Raw genomic sequence first — 23,482 nt, forward strand, 5'->3', positions numbered from 1 at the left:
CAGTCAAGCTGACTCCCGGCTGAAATGGATCAGACGCGTTCGCCGACCCAGGCAGCAACACCTTGCAATGCTGCCGGCAAACCGCTGGCATCCGTACCGCCAGCTTGCGCCATATCCGGCTTGCCGCCGCCCTTGCCGCCAACTTGCTGCGCGACAAAGTTGACCAGATCACCGGCTTTGACCTTGCTGGTGGAATCCGCCGTCACACCTGCAATCAGACTAACCTTGCCATCATTGACCGCAGCCAACACAATCGCGGCGGTTTTCAACTTGTCTTTCAACTTATCCATGGTGCTGCGTAAGGTCGCTACATCAGCGCCTTCCAACACGGCTGCCAAGACTTTGATGCCTTTGACATCAACCGCCTGCAACAGCAATTCATCACCTTGCGAAGAAGCCAGCTTGCCCTTCAAGGCAGCGACTTCACGCTCCAGCTGTTTCACTTGATCCAGCACTTGCACCAGACGTGGTTGCAATTCTGTCGTCGATGATTTCAAGGTTGCAGCGGCGCTGTGCACGGTTGCTTCCAGATCCTGCAGATAAGCCAATGCGTTGGCACCAGTAATCGCTTCAATACGACGTACACCGGCAGCAACACCGCTCTCGCCGATGACTTTGAACATGCCAATATCGCCAGTGCGAGTAACGTGCGTACCGCCGCACAGTTCACGGCTGGAACCGATGTCGAGTACGCGCACGGTTTCGCCGTACTTCTCGCCGAACAACATCATCGCGCCTGTCTTCTGCGCCGACTCGATATCCATCACACGTGCTTGTGTGTCGGAGTTGGCGAGGATTTCTGCATTGACGCGTTTCTCGATTTCCAGAATCTGATCGTGCGTCACCGCTGCATTGTGTGCAAAATCGAAACGTGTTTTGTCTGCATCAACCAGCGAACCTTTTTGCTGCACATGGTCGCCCAACACTTCACGCAAAGCCTTGTGCATGATGTGTGTCACCGAATGATTACGCATGGTTGCAGCGCGGCGTGCACCATCAACTGCAGCTTTGACCTTGTCGCCTATGTTCAACGCGCCTTGCGTTTGCATACCGTGATGACCGTAGACATCAGCTTTGATTTTTTGCGTATCTTCGACGCCGAACTGCACGCCTTCAGCACTGATAAAACCTTGATCACCAACCTGACCGCCACTCTCCGCATAAAACGGTGTGGTGTCGAGTACGACGATACCGGCCTGACCTTCTTTCAAGGTCTGCACAGCCGTGCCTTCGAAATACAAACCGACTACAGTCGATTGCGCTTCCAAATGCTCGTAACCGGTGAAGACATTGCCCGCGCCGGTGTATTCAACCGCGCGTTCCATCTTGAACTTGCCAGCGGCACGACCTGCGGCTTTTTGTTTTTCCATCGCAGCAGCAAAGCCTGCTTCATCGACGCTCATGCCGCGTTCGCGGCACACGTCAGCCGACAAATCGAGTGGGAAGCCGAAAGTATCGTGCAACTTGAATGCCACTTCGCCCGGCAAGACTTTAGTACCAGCCAATGCCGTATCGAGAATCTCCATACCGTTGGCCAAGGTTTCAAAGAAACGTTCTTCTTCTGCCTTCAGCACTTCGGTAATGCGTTGTTCATCAGCCTTCAATTTTGGATAGGCTTCGCCCATCTGCTCGACCAAATCTTTCACCATCTTGTGGAAGAATGGTTTTTTCTGACCGAGCTTGTAACCGTGACGGATCGCACGACGGATGATGCGGCGCTGTACGTAACCGCGACCTTCGTTCGAAGGAATCACGCCGTCAGCAACCAGGAAAGCAGTCGCGCGGATGTGATCGGCGATGACTTTCAACGAATTGTTGGTGAGGTCTTTGGTATTCGTTTCGCGACCGGCAGCCTTGATCAAAGCCTCGAAGGTATCGATCTCGTAGTTGCTATGTACGTGTTGCAGAATCGCAGCCAGACGTTCCAGACCCATGCCGGTATCGACGCACGGTGCCGGCAGCGGTTTAACCGAGCCATCTTCCGCCATATCGAACTGCATGAAAACGTTGTTCCAGATTTCGATGAAGCGATCGCCATCTTCATCCGGGCTGCCTGGAGGACCGCCGGCGATGTGTGGACCGTGATCGTAGAAAATTTCCGAGCAAGGGCCGCATGGGCCGGTATCAGCCATCATCCAGAAGTTATCTGATTTGTAGCGACCGCCCTTGTTGTCGCCGATGCGAATAACGCGCTCAGGCGGCAGACCAATTTCCTTGGTCCAGATGTCGTAGGCTTCTTGATCTTCGATGTAGACCGTGGCCAGCAACTTCTCGGCCGGCAAACCATAAACCTTGGTGAGCAATTCCCACGACCATTTCAATGCATCTTGCTTGAAGTAGTCGCCGAAGCTCCAATTGCCCAGCATTTCGAAGAAAGTATGGTGACGTGCGGTGTAACCGACGTTTTCCAGATCGTTGTGTTTGCCGCCAGCGCGCAGGCAGGCTTGTACCGAAGTTGCGCGCACATACGGACGCTTGTCTTCACCCAGAAACACGTCCTTGAACTGCACCATCCCTGAGTTGGTAAACATCAACGTTGGATCATTGCCCGGCACCAGCGGGCTGGACGCCACGATGGTGTGGCCTTTGGATTCAAAGAACTTCAGGAATTTTTCGCGGATTTCGGACGAGTTCATGTTCTGGCTAAAAGTAAGGAAATGGGTGGTGCAAACGGGAGATTATACGTGATATGCGCACGATAACCCTGCCCACTTCATGGTCGAAACCACATGCAAGCAGTCAACGCGCAGATGGAGAAATATGCCCTTCGGCGCTGCCGAAGTGTGGGCCAATCAAGTCTATCCGGTCAGTGCAGAAGCCATCGACGCCCCAGGACAGGATTTCTGTCGCTCTGGCCGGTTCGTTGACGGTATAGCAAAACAGGCCAAACCCGGCCTCTTTGATCGCGCGCGCCAGCGGCGGCGTCAGGTTCTTGTGATTGGTATTGAGCGAGATTGCGCCCAAGGTATGCAGACGCTCATTCCAATCCTGCGGAATTTCATCCACCAGAAAGCCGCGCGGTACATCCGGTGCTGCCAATTGCGCCGCTTGCAGGGCTTCGAACGAGAATGAAGACAGCAAAGGCAAGGCCGCCGGTGTGTAAGCGAGCTTGTTTTCAAACAAACGCTTGGTCGCCTGCGCCACGACCCAACCGGTTTGATCTTCAAAACCCGGCACCGGCTTGATCTCGATATTCATCCAGATATTGTTGTGCATGCAGAAAGTGGCCACTTGCTCGAAAGTCGGTATCGGCTCGCCTATATATTCCTCGCCAAACCACGCTCCAGCATCGCGCGCCGTCAATTCCTGCGCGGTGAAATCAGCCACGCTGCCCTCGCCCGCCACGGTGCGGCCAAAATCCGGATCGTGCATCACGATGGGCACGCCGTCTTTAGACAGCATCACATCGAACTCAACCGCGTGGAAACCGTGCGTCAAACCACAGCGCATCGCCGCAATCGTGTTTTCTGGTGCCAGCACACCGCCACCGCGATGCGCAACAATCTTGGGATAGGGCCACATGGTTGTCTTCCAATCGACTCGTTGCGAGACAGTGTATATAACAATGCGCATTTATCAACTACATCCTGAATGCATTTCGCGGATATACAGGAGTTCTCAACCTTGCCTTTTCAATACGAGACCTCAGGCTTACTAACAGTTAGAATGTCCTCGCTTTCGCAACCGGGCGCACTGAGGTGCATACACAGTCATCCGGAAGCAGCATCAACATCATTCGCGCAGATCATTTTCACTCTGCCTAAGCAACTAGATATCAGGATTACATCATGTCGTCATTTGACTGGAACAACCCATACCCATCGATCCGCGCTCCACTGTTTGCGCGTAACGTCGTCTCGACTTCGCAACCGCTGGCGGCACAAGCCGGCCTGCGCATGTTGCTTAAAGGCGGCAATGCAGTCGATGCAGCGATCGCGGCGGCAGCGGCCATCACCATCGTTGAACCAGTCTCCTGCGGCCTCGGCAGCGATGCATTCGCACTGGTGTGGGACGGCAAGGAATTGCACGGCTTGAACGGCTCCGGCACGTCGCCAGCAGGATGGACACCAGAATATTTCAAGCAAAAGCACAACAACGTCATGCCCGAACGCGGCTGGGATACCGTTACCGTTCCTGGCGCTGTCGCCAGCTGGGTGGCCTTGTCCAAGCGTTTCGGTAAATTGCCTTTCGCCGATTTGATGGAACCAGCGATTGAGCTGGCAGCACGCGGCCACATGGTCTCGCCTGTTGTGCAAAAGAAATGGAGCAACGCCGTCCCGATTCTGAAAAATCAACCCGGCTTTGCAGAAAACTTCATGCCGCACGGCCGCGCACCGCACGTAGGCGAACAATTCGTCTTCAGCGATGCTGCTAAAACCCTGACCAAAATCGCGAAAACCAATGGCGAAGCCTACTATCGTGGCGAATTGGCAGAATCCATCGTCAACTTCGCCAAAGAACACGGCGCAGCGATGACGCTGGCCGATCTTGCAGGCTTCCAGCCGGAATGGGTCAAACCGATTCAAAAAGATTACGCCGGTCATACCGTGCACGAGATTCCACCAAACGGCCAAGGCATCGCCGCACTGATCGCACTCGGCATCCTCGACAAGCTCGACATCACACGCTTCGCAGTTGATTCCGTCGAAGCACAACACCTGCAAATCGAAGCAATGAAACTCGCCTTCGCCGACACCTACAAATGGGTCGCCGATGAAAAGTACATGACCCAAGTCACCGTCAAGGATTTGCTCGACGACGGTTACCTGAGCGAACGCGCCAAGCTGATCAAGATGGATCAAGCCACCCGCTTCAACCACGGCACGCCACCAAAAGGCGGCACCATTTACCTGACCGCAGCGGACGAAAGCGGCATGATGGTCAGCTTCATCCAGTCGAACTACATGGGCTTCGGCTCCGGCGTAGTGGTTCCGGGCACCGGCATCAGCTTGCAAAATCGCGGCTTCAGCTTCAACCTCAGCCCTAACCACCCGAACTGCGTCGCACCGAACAAGCGTCCTTTCCACACCATCATCCCTGGCTTCCTCAGCAAGGACGGTCAACCAGAAATGAGCTTCGGCGTCATGGGCGGCAATATGCAACCGCAAGGTCATGTGCAAACCCTGATCCGCATGCTGTCGTACAACCAGCAACCGCAAGCCGCATGCGATGCACCACGCTGGAAGGTCAACGTCGGCATGTCCGTCGATGTGGAAGAAACGATGCCGTCAGATGTACGTGCAGCCTTGCTGGCACGCGGTCACAAGATCGAAAACATCGCCGACAGCTATATGGATTTCGGCGCTGGTCAATTCATCTGGAAAACCGAAAACGGCTACATCGCTGCCAGCGATCCACGTCGCGATGGTCAAGCTGTCGGTTACTAATCACAATCGACAACGCGCACGCATTAGATTCACATCAATTCACGTTCCCGTAACGCCAGTGTCACTGCTTTATGAGAACATTGTTTCAGGCTGTTGACAGACCCCGGAGTTGCGCACGATTCATGCTTTAGCAATCGTGCGCAACTCCGGACTGTTTGTACCGTCCAAGGAGCAATGTTTAGCATGCAGGATGTCGCATGGATCAAGTACTGGAGGATCGATGAAGCGTAGTGAGATGCGTCACAAAGTTCAAAACACCAGCCTCGGCTTTCTCGCCGGCTATGTGGATACATTAGGTTTCGTTGCACTGTTTGGTTTGTTTACTGCTCACGTCACAGGTAACTTTGTCTTGATCGGTGCAGAAATGGCGCATCCGCAAGGCGGACCGCTGTTACTCAAAATTCTCGCCTTCCCTGCCTTCATCTTTGGCGTTGTGATTGCCCGCCTGCTGATTGCCGTCTTGCTCAAGCGCGGCCAGCATGCGCTGTGGTACGCGTACATCCTGCAACTCATACTCTTGATCGCCTTCATGGTGCTCGGCTATCTCGCCAGCCCGATCGGCAATGAGCCAACGCTGATGGCAGAACTTGCAGGCATCGTCGGCGCGATGGCGATGGGCACGCACAGCGCTTGCGGCCGATTGCTGCTCTCGCATCTGGCACCAACCGCGATGATGACCGGCAACGTCACCCAGCTCGTCATCGATTCGGTAGACGTGCTGCGCGGTGCCGCGGACGAGACGATCAAACAACGCTGCGTTAAATTCCTGTGGCCGGTCCTCGCCTTTGGCGTAGGTGCAGTCGGTGCGGCTTTCGCTTATTCGTATGCCGGTTTTCTGGCGCTGTTGCTGCCCATCGCCATTCTGCTCTACCTGATGTACATCGAGCGCGGCATGATCAAGAAAATACACAAGTCCAAGCAGGTCGCCGCCTGACTCTTCCGAGTAGCGCTTTCAAAACTGTCCTCGTAATATCCATCCCCGCACACGCTGTCGCGGGGATTTTCATAGCTGGCATTCCCTTGCACAAACAGCATCCAATACCACGGGAATAGCGACGGCAAACGACACATAGCCATTTATGGCTCAATACTCCACCTGCTACGGTAAAATGCCCTTTACTTCTTAACATTGCGCTACCAAGCCCAGAACACGTATCCATGAGCAACGATTCAAAAAACGGCAGCACCAATCCGACTCCAGCCCCTTCCAACTTCCTGCGCGCCATCATCGAAGCCGATCTCGCCGCCGGCAAACACGAAAAACGTGTGGGCAAAGACGGCCAGCCGCTGCCAACAGTCATCACTCGCTTCCCGCCAGAACCTAACGGTTACCTGCACATTGGTCACGCCAAATCGATCTGCCTCAACTTCGGCCTCGCGCGCGATTACGCCGGCCGCTGCAACCTGCGCTTCGACGACACCAATCCGACCAAGGAAGAACAGGAATACGTAGACACCATCATCGACAGCGTCAAATGGCTGGGCTTTGACTGGAAAGAAGACAATAAGGAACACCTCTACTTCGCCAGCGACTACTTCGACCAGTTGTATGCAATGGCCGAATACCTGATCAATCAGGGTCACGCCTATGTCGACAGCCAATCCGCCGAAGACATGGCGAAGAACCGCGGCAACTTCGGTGAGCCGGGCAAGAACTCGCCTTTCCGTGACCGCCCTGCAGCCGAATCGCTAGACATGTTCCGTCGCATGAAGGCTGGCGAATTCAAGGATGGCGAGCACATCCTGCGCGCCAAGATCGACATGGCATCACCGAACATGAACTTGCGCGACCCGGCCATCTACCGCATACGTCACGCGCATCACCATCGCACCGGCGACAAATGGTGCGTCTATCCGATGTACGACTACGCGCATCCGATTGAAGATGCGATAGAAAACATCACGCACTCCGTCTGCACGCTCGAATTCCAGGATCACCGTCCGTTCTACGACTGGATCCTCGAACGCCTGGCCGAAGGCGGCTTCTTCGCCAAGCCGCTACCGCATCAATATGAATTCTCACGCCTCAACCTGACCTACATCGTCACAAGCAAACGCAAGCTGCGCCAACTGGTAGAAGAAAACATCGTCGAAGGCTGGGATGATCCGCGCATGCCTACCATCGTCGGCATGCGTCGTCGCGGTTACACACCGGAAGCGATCCAATTGATGTGCGAGCGTACAGGCGTCACCAAATCCGACGGCTGGATAGACTACAGCGTGCTCGAAGGTGCACTGCGCGAAGACCTGGATGAAAAAGCGCCACGCGCCATCGCCGTACTGCGTCCGCTCAAACTCATCATCGACAACTTCCCGGAAGGCGAAACCGTCGAATGCACGGCACCAGTGCACCCGCATCACCCTGAACGCGGCAACCGCACTTTCCCGATCAGCAAAGAACTGTGGATAGAACAGGAAGACTTCATGGAAGTGCCAAGCAAAGGCTACTTCCGCCTCTTCCCCGGCAACAAGGCACGCTTGCGTTATGGCTACGTCGTTGAATGCGTCGGCGCGGACAAGGATGCAGACGGCAACATCACCGCCGTCCACTGCACCTACTTCCCCGACAGCAAATCCGGCACAGAAGGTTCGGCCAATTACAAAGTCAAAGGCAATCTGCACTGGGTCAGCGCCGCACACGCGCTGGAAGCAGAAGTACGCCTGTACGACCGCCTCTTCACCGACCCGCATCCAGATGCAGGCGGCAAGGACTTCAAACTCGCGTTGAATCCAGATTCGAAAGAAATCGTGAAAGCATTTGTAGAACCTGGCGTATCAGCAGTACAAGCGGATGAGAAGTTGCAGTTCGAACGTCATGGATATTTTGTTGCAGACCGCGTCGATAGCAAGGCTGGGAGGCCTGTGTTTAACCGGGTGGTGACTTTGAAGGATGGTTGGATTTTGAAATAAAAGTAATCACTTCCAGTTCATGTAATTAGCATCTCTATAACAATAACTACGAGACAGAAATGACAAAAAAAGTTTTTATTAGTTACTCACACAAAGATGAGGTTTACAAAGAGGCTTTAGACGAGCATTTATCGATGTTAAAACGCAATAATGTTATTGCGTCGTGGAATGATCGCAAACTTATCCCGGGACAAAATTGGGCAAATGAGATATCCGAAAATTTAGATCAAGCTGATCTGATTCTTTTTCTCATTAGTTCTAGTTTCTTAGCATCAGACTACTGTTTTAATGTAGAGGCAAAGCGTGCTATTGAAATGCACGCTAACGGTAAGGCACAACTAATCCCAATCTTAGTCCGACCATGTGACTGGGAATCGTGTGAATTTTCGACACTTCAAGCAGTGCCCAAAGACGCGCAACCAATTTCCACTTGGGACAATGAAGATCAAGCGTGGCTTGACGCTATCGGCGGAATCAAAAAACATATAGCACAATTCAAACCCGTATCAGCCAATTTGGTGAGCCATGTGAAAAATGACAAACCTCAAGTTAAAAATCAGGTGCTTGATTGGATAAATGACATTGAAGTTATCTTGACTCACCGCAAGGTAGACAAAGTAACTCTTGATAACGTTTACGTCGCCCTTGATTTAGCGGTCGAACGCCAATCTAAATCTGAAGACATTCAGATCGTCTCTTCTGATCTGCTCTTTTCTAAGGCATCCCGATATTTAGTTTCTGGCGAGGAGCAACAAGGAAAAACAAGTTTATTAAAAAATCTTTATAAAGAATTTTTGAAACGAGAAGTTGCACCTCTCTATTTAGATGCATCAGAAATCAAGCAATCAGACACGAAAAAGGTATTGTCTTCTGCCATTGAAAAACAATACCTCGACATGTCTTTTGCTAGTTTCATGGAAATATCAGAGAAAGTTCTACTTATCGACAATTTGCATGCGATTGGACTGAATACAAAATTCCGAGATAAATTTCTTTCCTCATTAAATGAAGATTTCCAAAGAATAATAATTACCTGCAATTCTTCTTACAGCTACATAGTCCCAGAAATCTTCGCTTTAGACGAGTTTGAAAAATACGAGATTCTGAGTCTCGGACATATCAAAAGAGCTGAAATAGTAGAAAAATGGGTGGCGCTTGGCGTTGAAGAATCTATAGAAGAAAAAGATTTATTCGACCAATGTGATGAACTCAAATCTCGCCTAGATGCAATTATTCGAAAAAATATTGTCCCAGCAAAACCAATCTATGTACTGATGCTGCTTCAAATGTTTGAGGCGTATTCTCAGCAAAACTTAGAATTGTCTTCGCACGGCCATTGCTATCAACAATTGGTATATCAAGCATTTGATCATGCAGGAGTTCCCAAAAATGAGATCGATAAATATTTAAATGTATTGACTGAACTCTCATGGGTTCTCCACAAAAATGACGGTGCAATTAATCAGCATGGTCTGGAAGTTTTTTTTAAGGAGTACGAAAAAACATATCTACCAGTTGATGGAGCTATCGTTATTCAGAAACTGAAATCCAATTCCATTCTTGCTGAGCAAGATTTTAAGATTCAATTTAAATACCCATATTTATATTATTTCTTTGCAGCTAAAAAAATTGCTGAATCGTTCACGACTAACGATGATGTAAAAAATGAGGTTCGAAAGCTAATTGCGAATTTACATCGCGAGGATTACGCAAACATCCTCGTGTTTGTCACACATCACACGAAAGAAGCGTGGGTCTTAAGCGAGATAAAGGATGCATTGGACTCTTTTTTTATGGATCAAGAAGCTGCCACTCTATCCAGAGATCAGCTGGCATTCATGGATGAATTCATCGCAAAAATTCCTAATCTAGTTTTAGAACAAAGGGAAATTAGGGCAGAACGCACTAAGCACAACAAAAATCTAGATGAAATAGAGCACAGCGATCAGACTGAAAAACTTGGCGCAGTGGATTTATTAGCGACAATAAATAGAACGTTTAAAGGAATGGAGATTTCAGGACAAATTATTAGAAACAGGCATGCGACGCTTACGCGAAAAGCACTCTTGGAACTGGCAAATCAAAGCGCAATGAGTGGATTGAGATTTTTAAATTTCTTCATTCAGATTTCTAATACTGCTAAAGCAGAAGTTATTAAACACATAGAAACAAAGCTTCAAGAACATCCTAATCTCACAAATACTGAAGTACAGCACGACGCAAAAGATGTCTTCCTACACATAACTTATGGGGTTATTAATGGTGTCGTCAAGAAAATTGCGTCGTCAATAGGATCAAAGGAAGCTAGTGAAATTTATGCCAGCATCGAAAAAGCCGCTCCTACACCTGCAGTGATTTTATTGAATCAAGCGATTGAATTGCATTTCAAGCGGAACCTAGATATTTCCTCCATATCTGTGACAGCTGAAAAACTGAAAGGCAATCCTATATGTACTCGAATACTGAAGGAAATGGTCATCCAGCACACTTATATGTTCCCTGTTGGTTATAAAGAAAAACAGCAACTGGCGGAGTTACTCAATTTTTCTATGCAGGGCCAACGATTAATGGATCTGAAAAAAATAGGAAAAGCCTAGTCAGCTATCTATTCAATCATGAACGCTCTCATTGCATTTTTTCATCACATCGCCTTCCTAGCAATCATGCTGACGCTTGCCTTCGAAATGCTGCTGCTGAAGCAACCGCTAACGCTGGCCTCTGCGAAAAAAATCCAGCGCTACGACGCCATCTACGGTGTCGCCGCTGGCCTGATCATTATCATCGGTGGTTTGCGTGTGATGTATTTTGAAAAAGGCGCTGACTACTACATGCACAGCGCGCCCTTCATCATCAAGATGGTGCTCTTCCTCATCGTTGGCTTGATCTCTATTCACCCAACCATGACTTTTTTGAAGTGGAATAAATCGCTGAAACAAGGCGTCGTGCCTGAACTAAGTGATGTACAGAACCGCAAGCTGCGCGGCATCATCCATCTGGAACTGACTCTGCTCGGCTTGATGATTCTGTGTGCAGCGATGGCGGCCAAGGGTATAGGTTACTTTGGCGTATAAGTGCGACGCCTGCGTTAGCGTTTCTTCTTGACGACGACTTCCGGGACTTGGCCCAGAGGCTGCATCGCCCTTATGGTTTCCAGAAATAAACGCAAGCGTGCTGGATAGTAGCGCGCATGCGGATACACCAGATACACCGGCAACGGCGGCGCATTCCATTCAGGCGCGAGGCGTACCAAGCGTCCCTGTGCAATATCATCAGCGACCAACCATGCTGAAATAATTCCCGCACCCAATCCCGCCAACACTGCAGTGCGCAATGCGTACAGACTGTCTGTGCTCATACGCGGTTGTATGGTGAAGTGATGTTCCGCACCATCTGACTGTCGCGTCAGCATCACCTCTTCACGATAAAAAGTACGGAAAGCCAGCCACGGCAGCGTGTGCAAATCCTCTACCTGCAAAGGCTGCGAATTGCTCTTCAGATGCTGCGGCGATGCCACCACGATGCGTGGCACTTCGAAGAGCTTGATCGCGACCACGGAAGGATTGTCGACCACGCCGACCTGAATCGCGCAATCTATCCCTTCAGCGATAAAGTCGGGGCGACGGTCATGCAACATCCATTCAACGGCGACACGCGGATAACGGCCAAGGTAATCGGCCAGCGGCTTGATCAAATGCTCTTGGCCGAAGGCGTGCGGCACCAGCACGCGTAAAGTGCCTTCCGGCTCATCCTGCGTGCCGCGCAGATCAGCTTCCATCTCTTTCCAGTTATCGAGCAAATCCTTGGCATGCGCAAAGCAACGCTCGCCATCGGCTGTGAGCTTCATGACGTGCGTGGATCGTTGCAGCAGGCGCAAACCCAGGCTGCGCTCTAGCGCCTGCAAGCGACGGCTGACGGTAGGCTGGCTGGTTTTGAGCTGCTCAGCCGCAGCCGACAAGCTGCCCGTCTCGACGATGCGGACAAAGGTTTGCATCAGCTCAATGCGGTCTACCCCTGGATTTCCCGATTCTTTCATGCGTTAAGCGTATAACAAATGTACGTTTAGAGCTACTACCACGGAAAAATCACTACGAGGAGAATGCAACACATCGCTAAATACAAGGATTCATCATGTTGGTTATTCAATCCACACATACAAGCCAGAATGCAGAAAAAGCTGCATTGTCGCCTTCTCTGATACTGCTGCTGGCGACCGGCGCTGGTTTGAGTGTGGCTTCTCTTTATTACAGTCAGCCCATGTTGGGCGTACTCGGTGCGGACATCCATGCCAGCGATCGCATGATCGGCTTGGTGCCGACCTTGACGCAGTTGGGCTATGCGTTGGGCATTTTGCTGCTCGCACCTTTGGGTGATCGCTACGACCGCCGCACCATTATTTTGTGGAAGGCGGGCTTGCTTGCATTGGCGCTGTTGTTCAGCGGCCTTGCACCGAGCATTACGTGGCTGCTAGCAACCAGTCTGGTCATCGGACTGACGGCGACGATGGCGCAAGACATCGTCCCTGCTGCGGCAACACTGGCACCAGAATCGCATCGCGGAAAAATCGTCGGTACTGTGATGACAGGCTTGTTGCTCGGCATCTTGCTGTCACGCGTGATCAGCGGCTTTGGTGCGGAACGCTTCGGCTGGCGCTCGGTGTATGTTGCGGCTGCAGTTGGTGTTGCGATGATTGCTGTCGCTATCTGGCGCGGGCTCCCACGCTTCAAACCAACAACGCAGTTGGCATATGGCGCATTGCTCGGCTCGATGATTCAGTTGTGGCGTCAGCATGGCGCGTTGCGTCAGGCCGCGCTTGCACAAGGTTTGCTGGCAGTTGGCTTCAGCGCGTTCTGGTCGACGCTGGCGGTCATGCTGCATGGCGAGCCTTTTCATTTAGGTAGCGCTGCGGCTGGTGCTTTCGGCCTGGCTGGTGCTGCTGGTGCATTGGCTGCTCCGTTGGCTGGTCGCCTTGCCGATAGACGCGGCCCCGAGTTGGTTACGCGCATCGGCGCTGGCTTGGCTGCCGTATCGTTTGCCGTGATGTTGCTTGCGCCATTGGTGCCGCCGCATATTCAGTTGGCGTTGATCGTGGTGAGTACGATAGGTTTTGATTTTGGCGTGCAAGCCACATTGGTCGCGCATCAAACCATGGTCTACGGCATAGATCCTGGCGCACGCAGCCGTTTGAATGCGTTGTTGTTTACCGGCATGTTCATCGGCATGGCGAGTGGCGCGGCATTGGGTAGTCTGATGCTGGCGCAATGGGGCTGGACTGGTGTTGTGGCACTGGCGACGATTTCTTCATTGGGCGCGTTGGCAGTGCGCTTGCTGCGCGGAAGCAAAACATAAGTTGTTGCCGTGATTGTTGCGTAATGAAGATGCGTTAGGATATCGACTGAACATACCCGGTCGATATCGCTCTTGATGAGATGTCCGCTATTGTCTGATAGCGGACATTTTTTTGTGCAGCACCATTAAATTATTGAGAACAAGCATGAGCACATTTAAAAACGTCATCCTCTACACCGACACAGACGGCTACGCGAAATTTCGTGAAGCAGACATCGCCCTGCCCGGCGGTTCGCCGAAAGCCATGCTGTCAGAACTATTTCCTTCCGATGGATTTCAGGTACGCCACAGCCCGCCGGGCGTGAGCAGCGATTTTCATTGCACGACGACTGCACAATGGTTGGTTGTGTTGAGTGGCGAAATGGAAATTGGTTTGCGCGATGGCAGCAAGCGGACATTCAAGGCTGGCGATCATTTTTTCTCCAACGATGTGTTGCCTGAAGGCGCAACGTTCGACAGCGCAGTACATGGTCATAACAGCCGCGTCGTTGGCGATAATCCGTTGACTACCTTGTTTGTCAGGACTGGCAAAAATTAAACGCCAAATGCAGATACTCATCCCATAAGCATGGGATGCCAAAAGCCGTGAATCTGTCGTGTAATGACGCACCTTTCACATCAGAAACATGGCCAATAATCCGCAATGCGTAAAAGAAGAAAAAAAGAAGCCGGGCTAAATATTTTGCTTGGATCGCCGTGGTGGGTCAGTGTCGCAGTAGGCCTTGTTGCTTACGTATTCTTGCGCTGGATTATTCCATCGCTGTTCGCCTCCAGTCCCGTCCTTGCAGGCGTATCCCAATTATCACAATCAGTCGCGTGGCTGACGTTGCCATTCTTCGGATTTATCGCACTCATATCATTCATCACCTCCAAAAAATCGGAGGGAAAATCTACTCGATATCCGCAAACAAAATCTCGCACTCCCAACCGTGAAGTAGTTCGCCCTTCCTCTACGTCAAAAGAAGAATGGGGAAGATCTGAACCCTCGCTGGTTACCAATCCGACGACCGTTCCACAAACCATACCAAGTTGGAGTCTCGCTTCTCTCAGATCGCTTGAATGGAAGCGCTTTGAACTGCTATGTGCAAAGTATTACGAAATCGTTGGATTCAAGTCAGTCACTTTGGCTAGCGGAGCAGACGGTGGGATAGACATCAAGCTCTACAAACTTGATTTGGACCATCCCATTGCCATCGTCCAATGCAAGGCATGGAATACAAAACAAGTCGGGGTAAAGGAGCTGCGCGAGCTATTAGGCGTTATGGCGCACGAGAAAGTAGCTAGAGGGATCTTCATTACCAGTCGCACCTATAGCAAGGATGCGCTTGCGTTCGGCGACAGCAATCCTATTCATCTTCTCGATGGCCTCAAATTATTGGAACGCATTCTGCAGTTAGATACATCGCAACAGGAGGCATTAGCAAAGTTTGCTTTCGATGGTGACTACACAACACCAAGCTGCACATCCTGTGGCATCAAAATGATCATGCGACATAGTGAACGAGGATCGTTCTGGGGATGCCTGCACTACCCTCGTTGCCACACAAAAATTTATGTCAAAAAAGAGCATGCCATTACGTGACAGTAAATATTTCCCACAACCAGCAGTCAATAAAGAAAGAGAAAAATGTCATTCACCGCAAAAATCATCAAAGCTGCAGTCATATCTTCAATCGTCATTTTGACTGGCTGTGCAAGTATCAATAAAGCTCCTGCCGGCATGGATGCCGAGTCGAAAAAATTCACATCGAAACCAGATGTGGCGCAAGTCTACGTGTACCGCAATGAAACCCTTGGTGCAGCACTGTCGATGCCTGTTACGGTCAATGGCAAGCTAGCTGGCAATACCGGCCCTCACTCATTCTTCAAATTCGACCTCCCGGCCGGCGAACACAAAATTACGTCGCAAGGTACCGAATCTCAACTGACTGTCGTCGCTGAAAAAGGCAAACTCTATTACGTTTGGCAGGAAGTAAAAATGGGAGCCTTCTCAGGTGGTTCGAAGCTTCAGCTTGTATCTGAAGAAGTAGGCAAGAAAGGTGTTGCTGAATGCACCCAAATTCAATCTGAATTTAATTAACTCATACTTGAACTAACGTTTTGTTTCAGCGGATCGCCGGAGGCGGACGCTGAAACATCTACACTTGTTAAACCTAGACAAGAAAGTAGCTCGTCAACACCACAAATCTTTAATAAACTGATGACTTAAAAGATTTGTAAAGAAAACCATGCTCCGCTCTTCCCGCAGACGTTCACTCGTACTAGCCGTCATCACCACTCCTTTTTATATTCCGGCATTCGCCAGCAATCAAAAAATCACACTCAGTGCAATACAGCAAGAATTGGAAAAACTTGAAGCGTCCGCTCATGGCCGGTTTGGCGTCTCTGCGATCAATACAGCCAACGGCGCACGCGTGCAATACCGTGCTGACGAACGCTTCCCTTTTTGCAGTACATTCAAGGCAATTGCCGCTGCTGCCATTCTGAAGAAAAGTGAAAGCAATCATCAATTGCTGCAACAACGCGTTAGCTACACCAAAGAAGAAGTTGAGAAATCTGGTTATGCACCGATTACGGCGAAGCACATCGCTGACGGTATGACGATTACCGAACTTTGTGCCGCCACTTTGCAATATAGCGATAACGCCGCCGCGAATTTTTTGATGAAGGAATTGGGCGGACCTGCTGCGGTGACAGCTTATGCTCGCACTATCGGCGACGACACCTTTCGACTGGATCGCTGGGAACCAGAATTGAATACAGCCATCCCCGGCGACTTGCGCGATACATCGACACCTGCAGCGATGCAAATGAGTTTGCAAAAACTCACCCTCGGCAATGCTTTGGCGCTCCCTCAGCGCGAACAATTTGTGGCTTGGTTGCAAGGCAATACAACTGGCGGCAAGCGCATATTGGCAGGTGTACCCAAAGGCTGGATTGTTGGAGATAAAACAGGAACCGGTTCTTACGGCACAACCAACGATGTAGGCGTCATCTGGCCAGCAAAAGGCGCACCCATCGTCGCTGCGATCTACTTCACACAAAATGAAAAAGATGCGCGTCCTCGTGACGAGGTGATCGCATCTGCCGCGCGCATTCTGGTCAGTGCTTTAAGCTGAAAGTAGACATAAGGCCCTGCTCGTATCCGACCTCACATCCTGTTAAGCTAATCACAGAAATTCCTGGTATTTAACTCCATCGATTGCTCGTTCATGCCGATCTTGTTACGCGACATCGCCATTTATCTGAAACGCTTGTTCCGTCTATCCGAGGCGCATCTGATGTTGCTGTGCGCCGCTGTGGTCGGCGTCATCGGAGCTGTATCAACGATTGCTTTTCGTGACAGTCTCGCCGGATTGCAGCGCTTACTGGTCGGACATAGTGGCTCACTGGTAGAAATGGCCAAGGTCTTGCCGTGGGAAATGCGCGTGCTTCTGCCTACTGCGGGCGGCATCGTTGCCGGCGTGTTTCTGGTACTGGCAAAGCGTTATGCGAAGGAAGCAAAATCCGATTACATGGAAGCGGTGGTCGTCGGCGATGGTCATCTCTCTGTTCGGCAAAATCTGCTGCGCAGCATCTCGTCCTTATGCACGATAGTGACGGGTGGTTCCATCGGACGCGAAGGTGCGATGGTGCAATTGGCTGCAACCTGCGCTTCGGTAGTTGGACGCATCGGACGCTTTGAACCATCGCGTCTACGCCTGCTGGTGGCATGCGGTGCCGCCGCCGGTTTGGCCTCTGCCTACAATGCACCGATTGCCGGTGCATTTTTTATTACCGAGATCGTGCTCGGTTCGATTGCGATGTCCAGCTTCGGCCCGGTTCTGGTCGCGGCGGTGGTGGCGAACATCACGATGCGCGAGTTCCCCGGTTATCAACCTGCCTATGAAATGCCGACCTTTCAGGCGATTGCAGATGTGGAGGTCGTTCTGTTCATCGGACTGGGCATACTGGCTGGCATCTGTGCCCCGCAATTCTTGCGAATACTTGATTTCTCTAAACGTCAATTTCAGAAAAGTGGATTGCCGTTGCCTGTGCGACTTGGCCTCGGCGGCCTGCTCGTCGGCATTATGTCGGTATGGGTGCCACAGGTGTGGGGCAACGGTTACAGCGTGGTGAATTCACTCTTGCATGAACAATGGGTGTGGTCGGCAGTATTAATGGTGCTGGCATTCAAGTTGGTAGCGACGGCGCTGACGACTGGCTCCGGTGCGGTCGGTGGCGTGTTCACACCGACGCTGTTCATGGGTGCGGCGATGGGCTATCTGTTCGGACTTGGCATGCAGTTGTTGTGGCCGGGCGCGGTGTCGCAACCATTTGCTTATGCGATGGTGGGCATGGGCGCATTCCTTGCCGCAGCAACCAGCGCACCGATGATGGCGATCCTGATGATCTTCGAGATGACCTTGAGTTATCAGATCATGTTGCCGCTGATGTTGTCGTGCGTGGTGGCTTACTTTATTGCACGCAGTATCGATGGCACGTCTATGTATGAGATCGTCATCAAACGCAATCAGGAAGAAAAAGAGAAATTGCGCCTGCGCCAAACCCAGATGCGCGATCTGATTAAACCGGCAGAAACCGTATTGCCACTGACTGCATCGCTGGAAGACATGACGCGCATCTTCATCGAGCATTCCGCCAAATATCTCTACATCGTTGATGCAGCCAATCTCTATCAAGGTGTCGTTGCATTGCAGGATTTGACGCTGATACTCACGGACAAGCAGGCGCACCCAGACAAAACAGCAGCCGACTTTTTACGCCACGACTTCCTGCCGGTGATCACGCCGGAGATGTCGCTCAGCGAGGCATTGCAACGCTTTCTGCAACATCAGGGTGAGCGCTTGCCGATAGTGCAGAGTGTGGAAGCGCCAGTGCTGCTGGGTGCCATCTATAAAACGTCGCTGCTGGATGCGTATTACCGTTTGAGCTAAAGCAAGCCGCTGCAGTGGAAGAACAGAATCGCATATTTGGCGGCTCGTTGATGCCGGTCGTGCCGGGCTGTTTTTATCAAACGAGGGCCTGCAACGTAATTACTGTGTCAGGCTTCTTCATTACAATATCGACTTGATGTCGCCATGCAAATGGAGGCACCAAGCAACGACAACGTCAACTTTGCATCTGGGCTTATCAAATCTGGTGTATTTCTTGCGTTACGGTTGGTATCGTTGAACCACAGCGATGTTGGCCTTTTTATATCCATTACCATTGGACACCCTCATGGACTTGACTACACCTGCTCTGCTCTTCCCCGCCATTTCGCTCTTGCTGCTGGCATATACCAACCGTTTTCTGGTCATCGCGCAATTGATACGACAACTGCACGTCAAGTATCAGGAACGCGCGCACGACGTGGTAAGTCGGCAAATTGCCAATTTACGCGTACGCGTGATGCTGATCCGGCGCATGCAGGAAATGGGCGTCGGCGCTTTTATCCTATGCGCGCTATCGATGTTCCTAGTCTTCATCAAACTGATTTTTATCGCACAAGTGATCTTCGGTTTCAGCATCTTCATGCTGGTGCTGTCGCTGCTGGTGTCTTTGTACGAAATCATCATCAGCACCAAAGCCATCGAGATCGAGATGGAAGATATGGAACAAAGCCTGAAAGAACTCGACTGATCGCACTACCATGCAGCCGCCGTGTTAAAGTCGGCGCTGCACAATTTGCCGTCTATTTCTCTCGATTACTCACATGCCACCGTCTCTGCCTCTAGCCAAAAACGTCTTTGGCGAACCACTGGTTCCCTGTTCTTTCAAGCCCTTGACCGGATACTTCCGCGATGGCTGCTGCAAGACAAATGAAGATGACGTCGGTACGCATGTCATTTGTACCGTGATGACGGCGTCCTTCCTGGTGTTCAGCAAGGCATGTGGTAACGATCTCTCGACGCCGCGTCCGGAATGGAACTTCCCTGGTCTGAAGCCGGGCGATCAATGGTGTTTATGCGCCAATCGTTGGGTAGAAGCCTGGCGCGCCGGCGTGGCACCTAAAGTCGTGCTGGAGAGCACCAACCAGACTGCGCTGGAAATAGTGAGCCTGGATGATTTGCGCAAGCATGCTTATCCCATCCGCGAAGAAGAATAAGCCACTCGCATCACGATGCATGCCAAGCATGCGTTATTCGACTCGCAGCGCCATCTCAGGCCATATAGCACCGGTAACTTTGCTAATATGACAATCAACACGATTGTTGTCGCGAAATGCCAAGATACTCCTCAATATTTCTGAAAAGAATCCGTTAGAATAATTTCCACCCTGCAAATTTACTGACCACTCATTTAAACGGATCGTTAGGCTAAGTATGGATTCGTTGACCGCTGGCATCTCGTTAATCCTTGTGCAATTCTGTATTGCACTGGTGATGGCCGGCGTTTTTTACGCAGCTCCTTCCGAAAAATGCACAAAATACTGGGCCTTGTCCGGTGTCTGGATCGCCTTCGGCGTCCTGATCGCTATATTAAATAATCGACTGAATAGACCTGCCTTCATCCTCAATGGCACCGGCGCGATCATGATCGGCCTAGTCTTCCAATGGCATGGCATTCAGGCTTTTTACAAAAAACAGCCACAAAAATGGGGCTGGGCCATCGTCGTCGTCTTCATTGTTCTGCTTGCGATACTGGTTAAGCTGGAATCGAGCCCTCAAGGACGCTCGATTCTTCTTTCCTTCACCATATTGCTATTACTTGGTCTGAGTTTGCACGCGATCTGGCAAGGACAAAACGGCCCACCGAAAACATTTGTCCAGGCACTGGCGCCAAGTGCGATTGTGCTGCTGATGATAGGCAATGTGCTACGCATAGTCATAGCCATACTGCAGGTAAGCGAATACCTGCCGCCCACTCGCTCAACATTCGAGATCGCCGTTGCCTATCTACTGCCCACTATTGGCACCGTGGTGTTTTCCATCGGCCTGCTGCTTTTGTACTTCGAACGTATAGTGGAAGAAAACCGCCATCTGGCTACGCATGATGAATTGAGCAAATTATTAAACCGCCGTGCCATCGTTGCCTCCGGCGAGTACAGTCTGGCATCCGCCGCACGACTGCAGCATGAATTGACGATTGCATTTATCGATATCGATATGTTCAAGAACTTCAATGACAAGTTCGGTCATGCTGCTGGCGACACAGTCATCATGGACGTTGCCACCATCCTGCAACAAACCTGCCGCACCATCGATCTGGTCGGTCGCTATGGTGGTGAAGAATTCCTCATCATACTGCCGGGAGTCAATCGCGATGACGCCGCAATTGTCGGCCAGCGTTTGGTTGATGCGGTAGATAAGTATCGCTTCCTTGGTGTGCATCCTGTCACCATCAGCGTGGGATTAACGACCCTACCAAAGAAGGACGTCTGCTCGTGGGAGCAGTTAGTCCGACGAGCAGACGCCGCCTTATACGAAGCAAAGGGCTTGGGACGCAACCGATACGCAGCCTAAATGCGGCCCCTCGCTTGAACACTTGCTCTTTTTTCATGTCACTACATTTGTAAAATACATAATGCAGTGGCATGTTTCCTTTTGTGGCGGTAAACCCTCACTTTTCATCCATATTTTATCTATGCGTCAGCATCTTTATTTCCCCATGGATACATCGCACGCCCGGTGGTAAGCTAAGCCTAGATCACAATAATAGAGGCAGACATCGTGAGCATCATTCATCAACAGTTGGCATTGGCTGATATCGTTCCAGGTATGGTGCTGGCGGATAATTTGTTGGATACGCAGGGACAAGTTCTATTACCCAAAGGGGTGATGCTGACAGAGCAAACGATAGAATCTCTGCGTCGTCACAATGTCGTTTCCTTGCGCATCTTCATGGGTGAACTCACTGAAGAAGAGGAAACCGCGCAACGCGCGCGTTTTCAATCAAGACTTGCGCGACTGTTCCGCAAATCAGATGACAAGGAAGCGAACGGCTTGCTGCATGCCTACATCCGCCGCTTTCGTCTGGGGGAACAATGATGACGATAGATATGCCCGAAACAAGTACATACAGATTGCATTTTGATCAGGTCATCAGCCAGATCCGCGATCTGCCGGCCTTGCCTGCCATCGTGCAGGATTTGATGAGAAACGTCGGGCCGGATGATGGCGATCTCAATGTCATCACCCGCAAAGTTTCTCTCGATCAGGCACTCACTGCCAAGACACTGCAGTTTGCCAACTCCTCTTTCTACGGTTTGCAATCCAAGGTCACGACCATCCAGCAAGCGATTACGCTGATTGGTGTGGATTCGGTACGCCATGTGGTTACGGCAAGTGCGCTGACTGGATACTTCCCGCCGAATAATTGCGCCGGTTTCGATTTCTTTTCCTTGTGGCGTCATTCAGTCGCCACGGCCGTTTGCGCACGCGTATTGGCACGCCATCTGCATCTGAATCAGGATTACGCCTTCACCGCCGGTTTACTCCACGATATCGGTCGCTTGGTCCTAGTCACCTATTTCCGCAATGAATACGAAGCTGTAATCGCGTATCGTAATCTGCACGATTGCCACTGGCTGGATGCAGAACGCGAAGTGATGGGTGTTGATCACGTCATGGCTGGAGAAGCACTGGCGGCGCACTGGAATTTTTCCGATTCGATCCGTTATGCGATTGCAGGCCATCACCATCCTGAACAGCAAAAAGTGCGTTCACTGGCATCGATCGTGCATATCGCCGATGCTATCGCGCATGCGCTCGATTTATCCGGTCGGGAAGATGATCTGGTGCCGCCAATTTCAGTGATCGCGTGGAATGGACTTGGATTGAGTGAAGATGTTTATCAGCAGGTCTTCCACGAAACTGAAATGTTGTTCGATGAAGTAAGCCGCGTATTGTTGACAGAAAAATAGAAGGAACAAGTTGGAGCAGATTACGACCTTTGGTGCATCCGGTTATGCAATTGGCAGCTTACATTTATTTGATGGCATTACCGATCCTGTCGTCGCCACCCTGCTAGCTCCATGCGCTGTAGTACGCATCCTTCACGGTCAAACCGTTTCCCATCCTCATAATAGCGAAGCGTGCGTGTATGCCGTCTTGCGCGGCGCACTCGGCAATACGCTGATTGATGAAACACAAGGCATACGCACCGAGAAGATATTACCCGGCGAAAGTGTCGGTGAATTATCCGTACTGGACGATGCAGCACATTCAAACACCTTGATCGCCTTGCAGGAAACAGATCTGCTAGTGATTGAATCCAGCACGTTATGGCGCTTGATCGATGAAGCAGATGGCGTCGCGCGCAATCTTTTACGTCAACTATCATTCCGCCTGCGTGCAGCCAATGCCAAATTGCGCCGGCGCGAAAAAGTCGGTGAATTCTATCGACAGTTATCGATGGTGGATGGCTTAACTAATCTGAATAATCGCGCCTGGCTCAACGATAAATTATCCGTATTGATAGAAGAAGCACATCGTACCAACCAAGCTTTTTCTCTGATCATGATCGATCTGGATTACTTCAAGCAATTCAACGATCAACACGGCCATCTGGCTGGCGACAATGCCTTGCGCACTGCCGCTGGCGTATTAAGTGCAGCTTTGCGTCCTAGTGACTTTGCCGTACGTTATGGCGGTGAAGAATTAATCGTCATCCTGCCAGACAGCAATGATGTTGCCGGTACAATGGTGGCGCAACGTCTGTGCGAACGCATGCGCCTGGCCGTTGTGTTCGACGATATGCGTATCCCCTTGCCGCACATTACTGCATCATTTGGCGTCGCCTCACTGGTACCGCTGCAGGATGCTGATGGCTTGCTGGCAAGCGCAGATGCCGCCTTGTATCGCGCCAAAGAAGCCGGGCGCAATCAAGTCGCGGTTTAATTAAAAGCCACGCTT

The 23,482-nt window shown here is 51.1% G+C and carries 20 protein-coding genes; 17 read left to right on the forward strand and 3 right to left on the reverse strand.

The window, feature by feature from the left end; genetic code table 11:
* Positions 1-29: 29 nt before the first annotated feature.
* A complete protein-coding gene (alaS, locus tag BQ6873_RS08615) occupies positions 30-2,636 on the reverse strand; it encodes an alanine--tRNA ligase (RefSeq protein ID WP_076592280.1) in 2,607 nt (868 codons plus the stop codon).
* A gap of 103 nt (positions 2,637-2,739) precedes the next feature.
* Positions 2,740-3,522, reverse strand: coding sequence for a glycerophosphodiester phosphodiesterase (gene ugpQ, locus BQ6873_RS08620; RefSeq protein ID WP_076592281.1), 783 nt, complete (start codon positions 3,520-3,522; stop codon positions 2,740-2,742).
* A gap of 266 nt (positions 3,523-3,788) precedes the next feature.
* Between ugpQ and BQ6873_RS08625 the strand changes: the two genes are divergently transcribed.
* The 5 genes from BQ6873_RS08625 to BQ6873_RS08645 all read left to right on the forward strand — a co-directional run bounded on the left by BQ6873_RS08625 (position 3,789) and on the right by BQ6873_RS08645 (position 11,368).
* The gene (locus BQ6873_RS08625; RefSeq protein ID WP_076592282.1) at positions 3,789-5,387 is read left to right on the forward strand and encodes a gamma-glutamyltransferase family protein; all 1,599 of its coding nucleotides are present in this window, start codon (positions 3,789-3,791) and stop codon (positions 5,385-5,387) included.
* A gap of 220 nt (positions 5,388-5,607) precedes the next feature.
* The gene (locus tag BQ6873_RS08630; RefSeq protein ID WP_076592283.1) at positions 5,608-6,321 is read left to right on the forward strand and encodes a YoaK family protein; all 714 of its coding nucleotides are present in this window, start codon (positions 5,608-5,610) and stop codon (positions 6,319-6,321) included.
* 224 nt (positions 6,322-6,545) lie between these two features.
* A complete protein-coding gene (locus BQ6873_RS08635; RefSeq protein ID WP_076592284.1) occupies positions 6,546-8,297 on the forward strand; it encodes a glutamine--tRNA ligase/YqeY domain fusion protein in 1,752 nt (583 codons plus the stop codon).
* Positions 8,298-8,356: 59 nt separating this feature from the next.
* Positions 8,357-10,894 carry a TIR domain-containing protein gene (locus BQ6873_RS08640; RefSeq protein ID WP_076592285.1) on the forward strand — a complete coding sequence of 846 codons (2,538 nt, stop codon included), beginning with the start codon at positions 8,357-8,359 and terminating at the stop codon, positions 10,892-10,894.
* Between the two features lie 18 nt (positions 10,895-10,912).
* Entirely contained in the window at positions 10,913-11,368 is a 456-nt protein-coding gene (locus BQ6873_RS08645) for a DUF2214 family protein (RefSeq protein ID WP_076592286.1), read from the forward strand.
* A 14-nt stretch (positions 11,369-11,382) separates the two neighbouring features.
* On the opposite strand, the gene BQ6873_RS08650 is transcribed toward BQ6873_RS08645, so the two are convergent.
* The gene (locus tag BQ6873_RS08650) at positions 11,383-12,330 is read right to left on the reverse strand and encodes a LysR family transcriptional regulator (protein ID WP_076592287.1); all 948 of its coding nucleotides are present in this window, start codon (positions 12,328-12,330) and stop codon (positions 11,383-11,385) included.
* A 95-nt stretch (positions 12,331-12,425) separates the two neighbouring features.
* Between BQ6873_RS08650 and BQ6873_RS08655 the strand changes: the two genes are divergently transcribed.
* From BQ6873_RS08655 to BQ6873_RS08710, 12 genes are all read left to right on the forward strand, one after another.
* Positions 12,426-13,643, forward strand: coding sequence for an MFS transporter (locus tag BQ6873_RS08655; RefSeq protein ID WP_076592288.1), 1,218 nt, complete (start codon positions 12,426-12,428; stop codon positions 13,641-13,643).
* Positions 13,644-13,788: 145 nt separating this feature from the next.
* The gene (locus BQ6873_RS08660; RefSeq protein ID WP_076592289.1) at positions 13,789-14,181 is read left to right on the forward strand and encodes a cupin domain-containing protein; all 393 of its coding nucleotides are present in this window, start codon (positions 13,789-13,791) and stop codon (positions 14,179-14,181) included.
* Positions 14,182-14,286: 105 nt separating this feature from the next.
* Positions 14,287-15,225 carry a restriction endonuclease gene (locus BQ6873_RS08665; RefSeq protein WP_076592290.1) on the forward strand — a complete coding sequence of 313 codons (939 nt, stop codon included), beginning with the start codon at positions 14,287-14,289 and terminating at the stop codon, positions 15,223-15,225.
* A 45-nt stretch (positions 15,226-15,270) separates the two neighbouring features.
* Positions 15,271-15,723 (forward strand): DUF2846 domain-containing protein, encoded by a 453-nt coding sequence (locus BQ6873_RS08670; protein ID WP_076592291.1) that lies wholly within the window; start codon positions 15,271-15,273, stop codon positions 15,721-15,723.
* A 148-nt stretch (positions 15,724-15,871) separates the two neighbouring features.
* Positions 15,872-16,762, forward strand: a complete 891-nt coding sequence (gene bla / locus BQ6873_RS08675) for a class A beta-lactamase (RefSeq protein WP_076592292.1) — start codon at positions 15,872-15,874, stop codon at positions 16,760-16,762.
* Positions 16,763-16,855: 93 nt separating this feature from the next.
* Positions 16,856-18,580 carry a ClcB-like voltage-gated chloride channel protein gene (locus BQ6873_RS08680; RefSeq protein WP_076592293.1) on the forward strand — a complete coding sequence of 575 codons (1,725 nt, stop codon included), beginning with the start codon at positions 16,856-16,858 and terminating at the stop codon, positions 18,578-18,580.
* Positions 18,581-18,866: 286 nt separating this feature from the next.
* Positions 18,867-19,268 carry a DUF2721 domain-containing protein gene (locus BQ6873_RS08685; protein ID WP_076594032.1) on the forward strand — a complete coding sequence of 134 codons (402 nt, stop codon included), beginning with the start codon at positions 18,867-18,869 and terminating at the stop codon, positions 19,266-19,268.
* Between the two features lie 73 nt (positions 19,269-19,341).
* Positions 19,342-19,734: a DUF2237 family protein gene (locus BQ6873_RS08690; RefSeq protein WP_076592294.1), complete on the forward strand. Its 393-nt coding sequence runs from the start codon at positions 19,342-19,344 to the stop codon at positions 19,732-19,734.
* A 217-nt stretch (positions 19,735-19,951) separates the two neighbouring features.
* Positions 19,952-21,091 (forward strand): GGDEF domain-containing protein, encoded by a 1,140-nt coding sequence (locus BQ6873_RS08695; protein WP_157889147.1) that lies wholly within the window; start codon positions 19,952-19,954, stop codon positions 21,089-21,091.
* Positions 21,092-21,298: 207 nt separating this feature from the next.
* Positions 21,299-21,616 carry a hypothetical protein gene (locus BQ6873_RS08700; protein ID WP_076592295.1) on the forward strand — a complete coding sequence of 106 codons (318 nt, stop codon included), beginning with the start codon at positions 21,299-21,301 and terminating at the stop codon, positions 21,614-21,616.
* Positions 21,616-22,491, forward strand: a complete 876-nt coding sequence (locus tag BQ6873_RS08705) for an HDOD domain-containing protein (protein ID WP_231949306.1) — start codon at positions 21,616-21,618, stop codon at positions 22,489-22,491. The genes BQ6873_RS08700 and BQ6873_RS08705 overlap by 1 nt, the downstream gene beginning before the upstream one ends.
* Before the next feature lie 10 nt (positions 22,492-22,501).
* Positions 22,502-23,467, forward strand: a complete 966-nt coding sequence (locus BQ6873_RS08710; protein ID WP_076592296.1) for a GGDEF domain-containing protein — start codon at positions 22,502-22,504, stop codon at positions 23,465-23,467.
* Positions 23,468-23,482: the final 15 nt, after the last annotated feature.

The sequence above is a fragment of the Herminiimonas arsenitoxidans genome (assembly GCF_900130075.1).
GTDB classification, from domain to species: Bacteria; Pseudomonadota; Gammaproteobacteria; order Burkholderiales; family Burkholderiaceae_D; genus Oxalicibacterium; species Oxalicibacterium arsenitoxidans.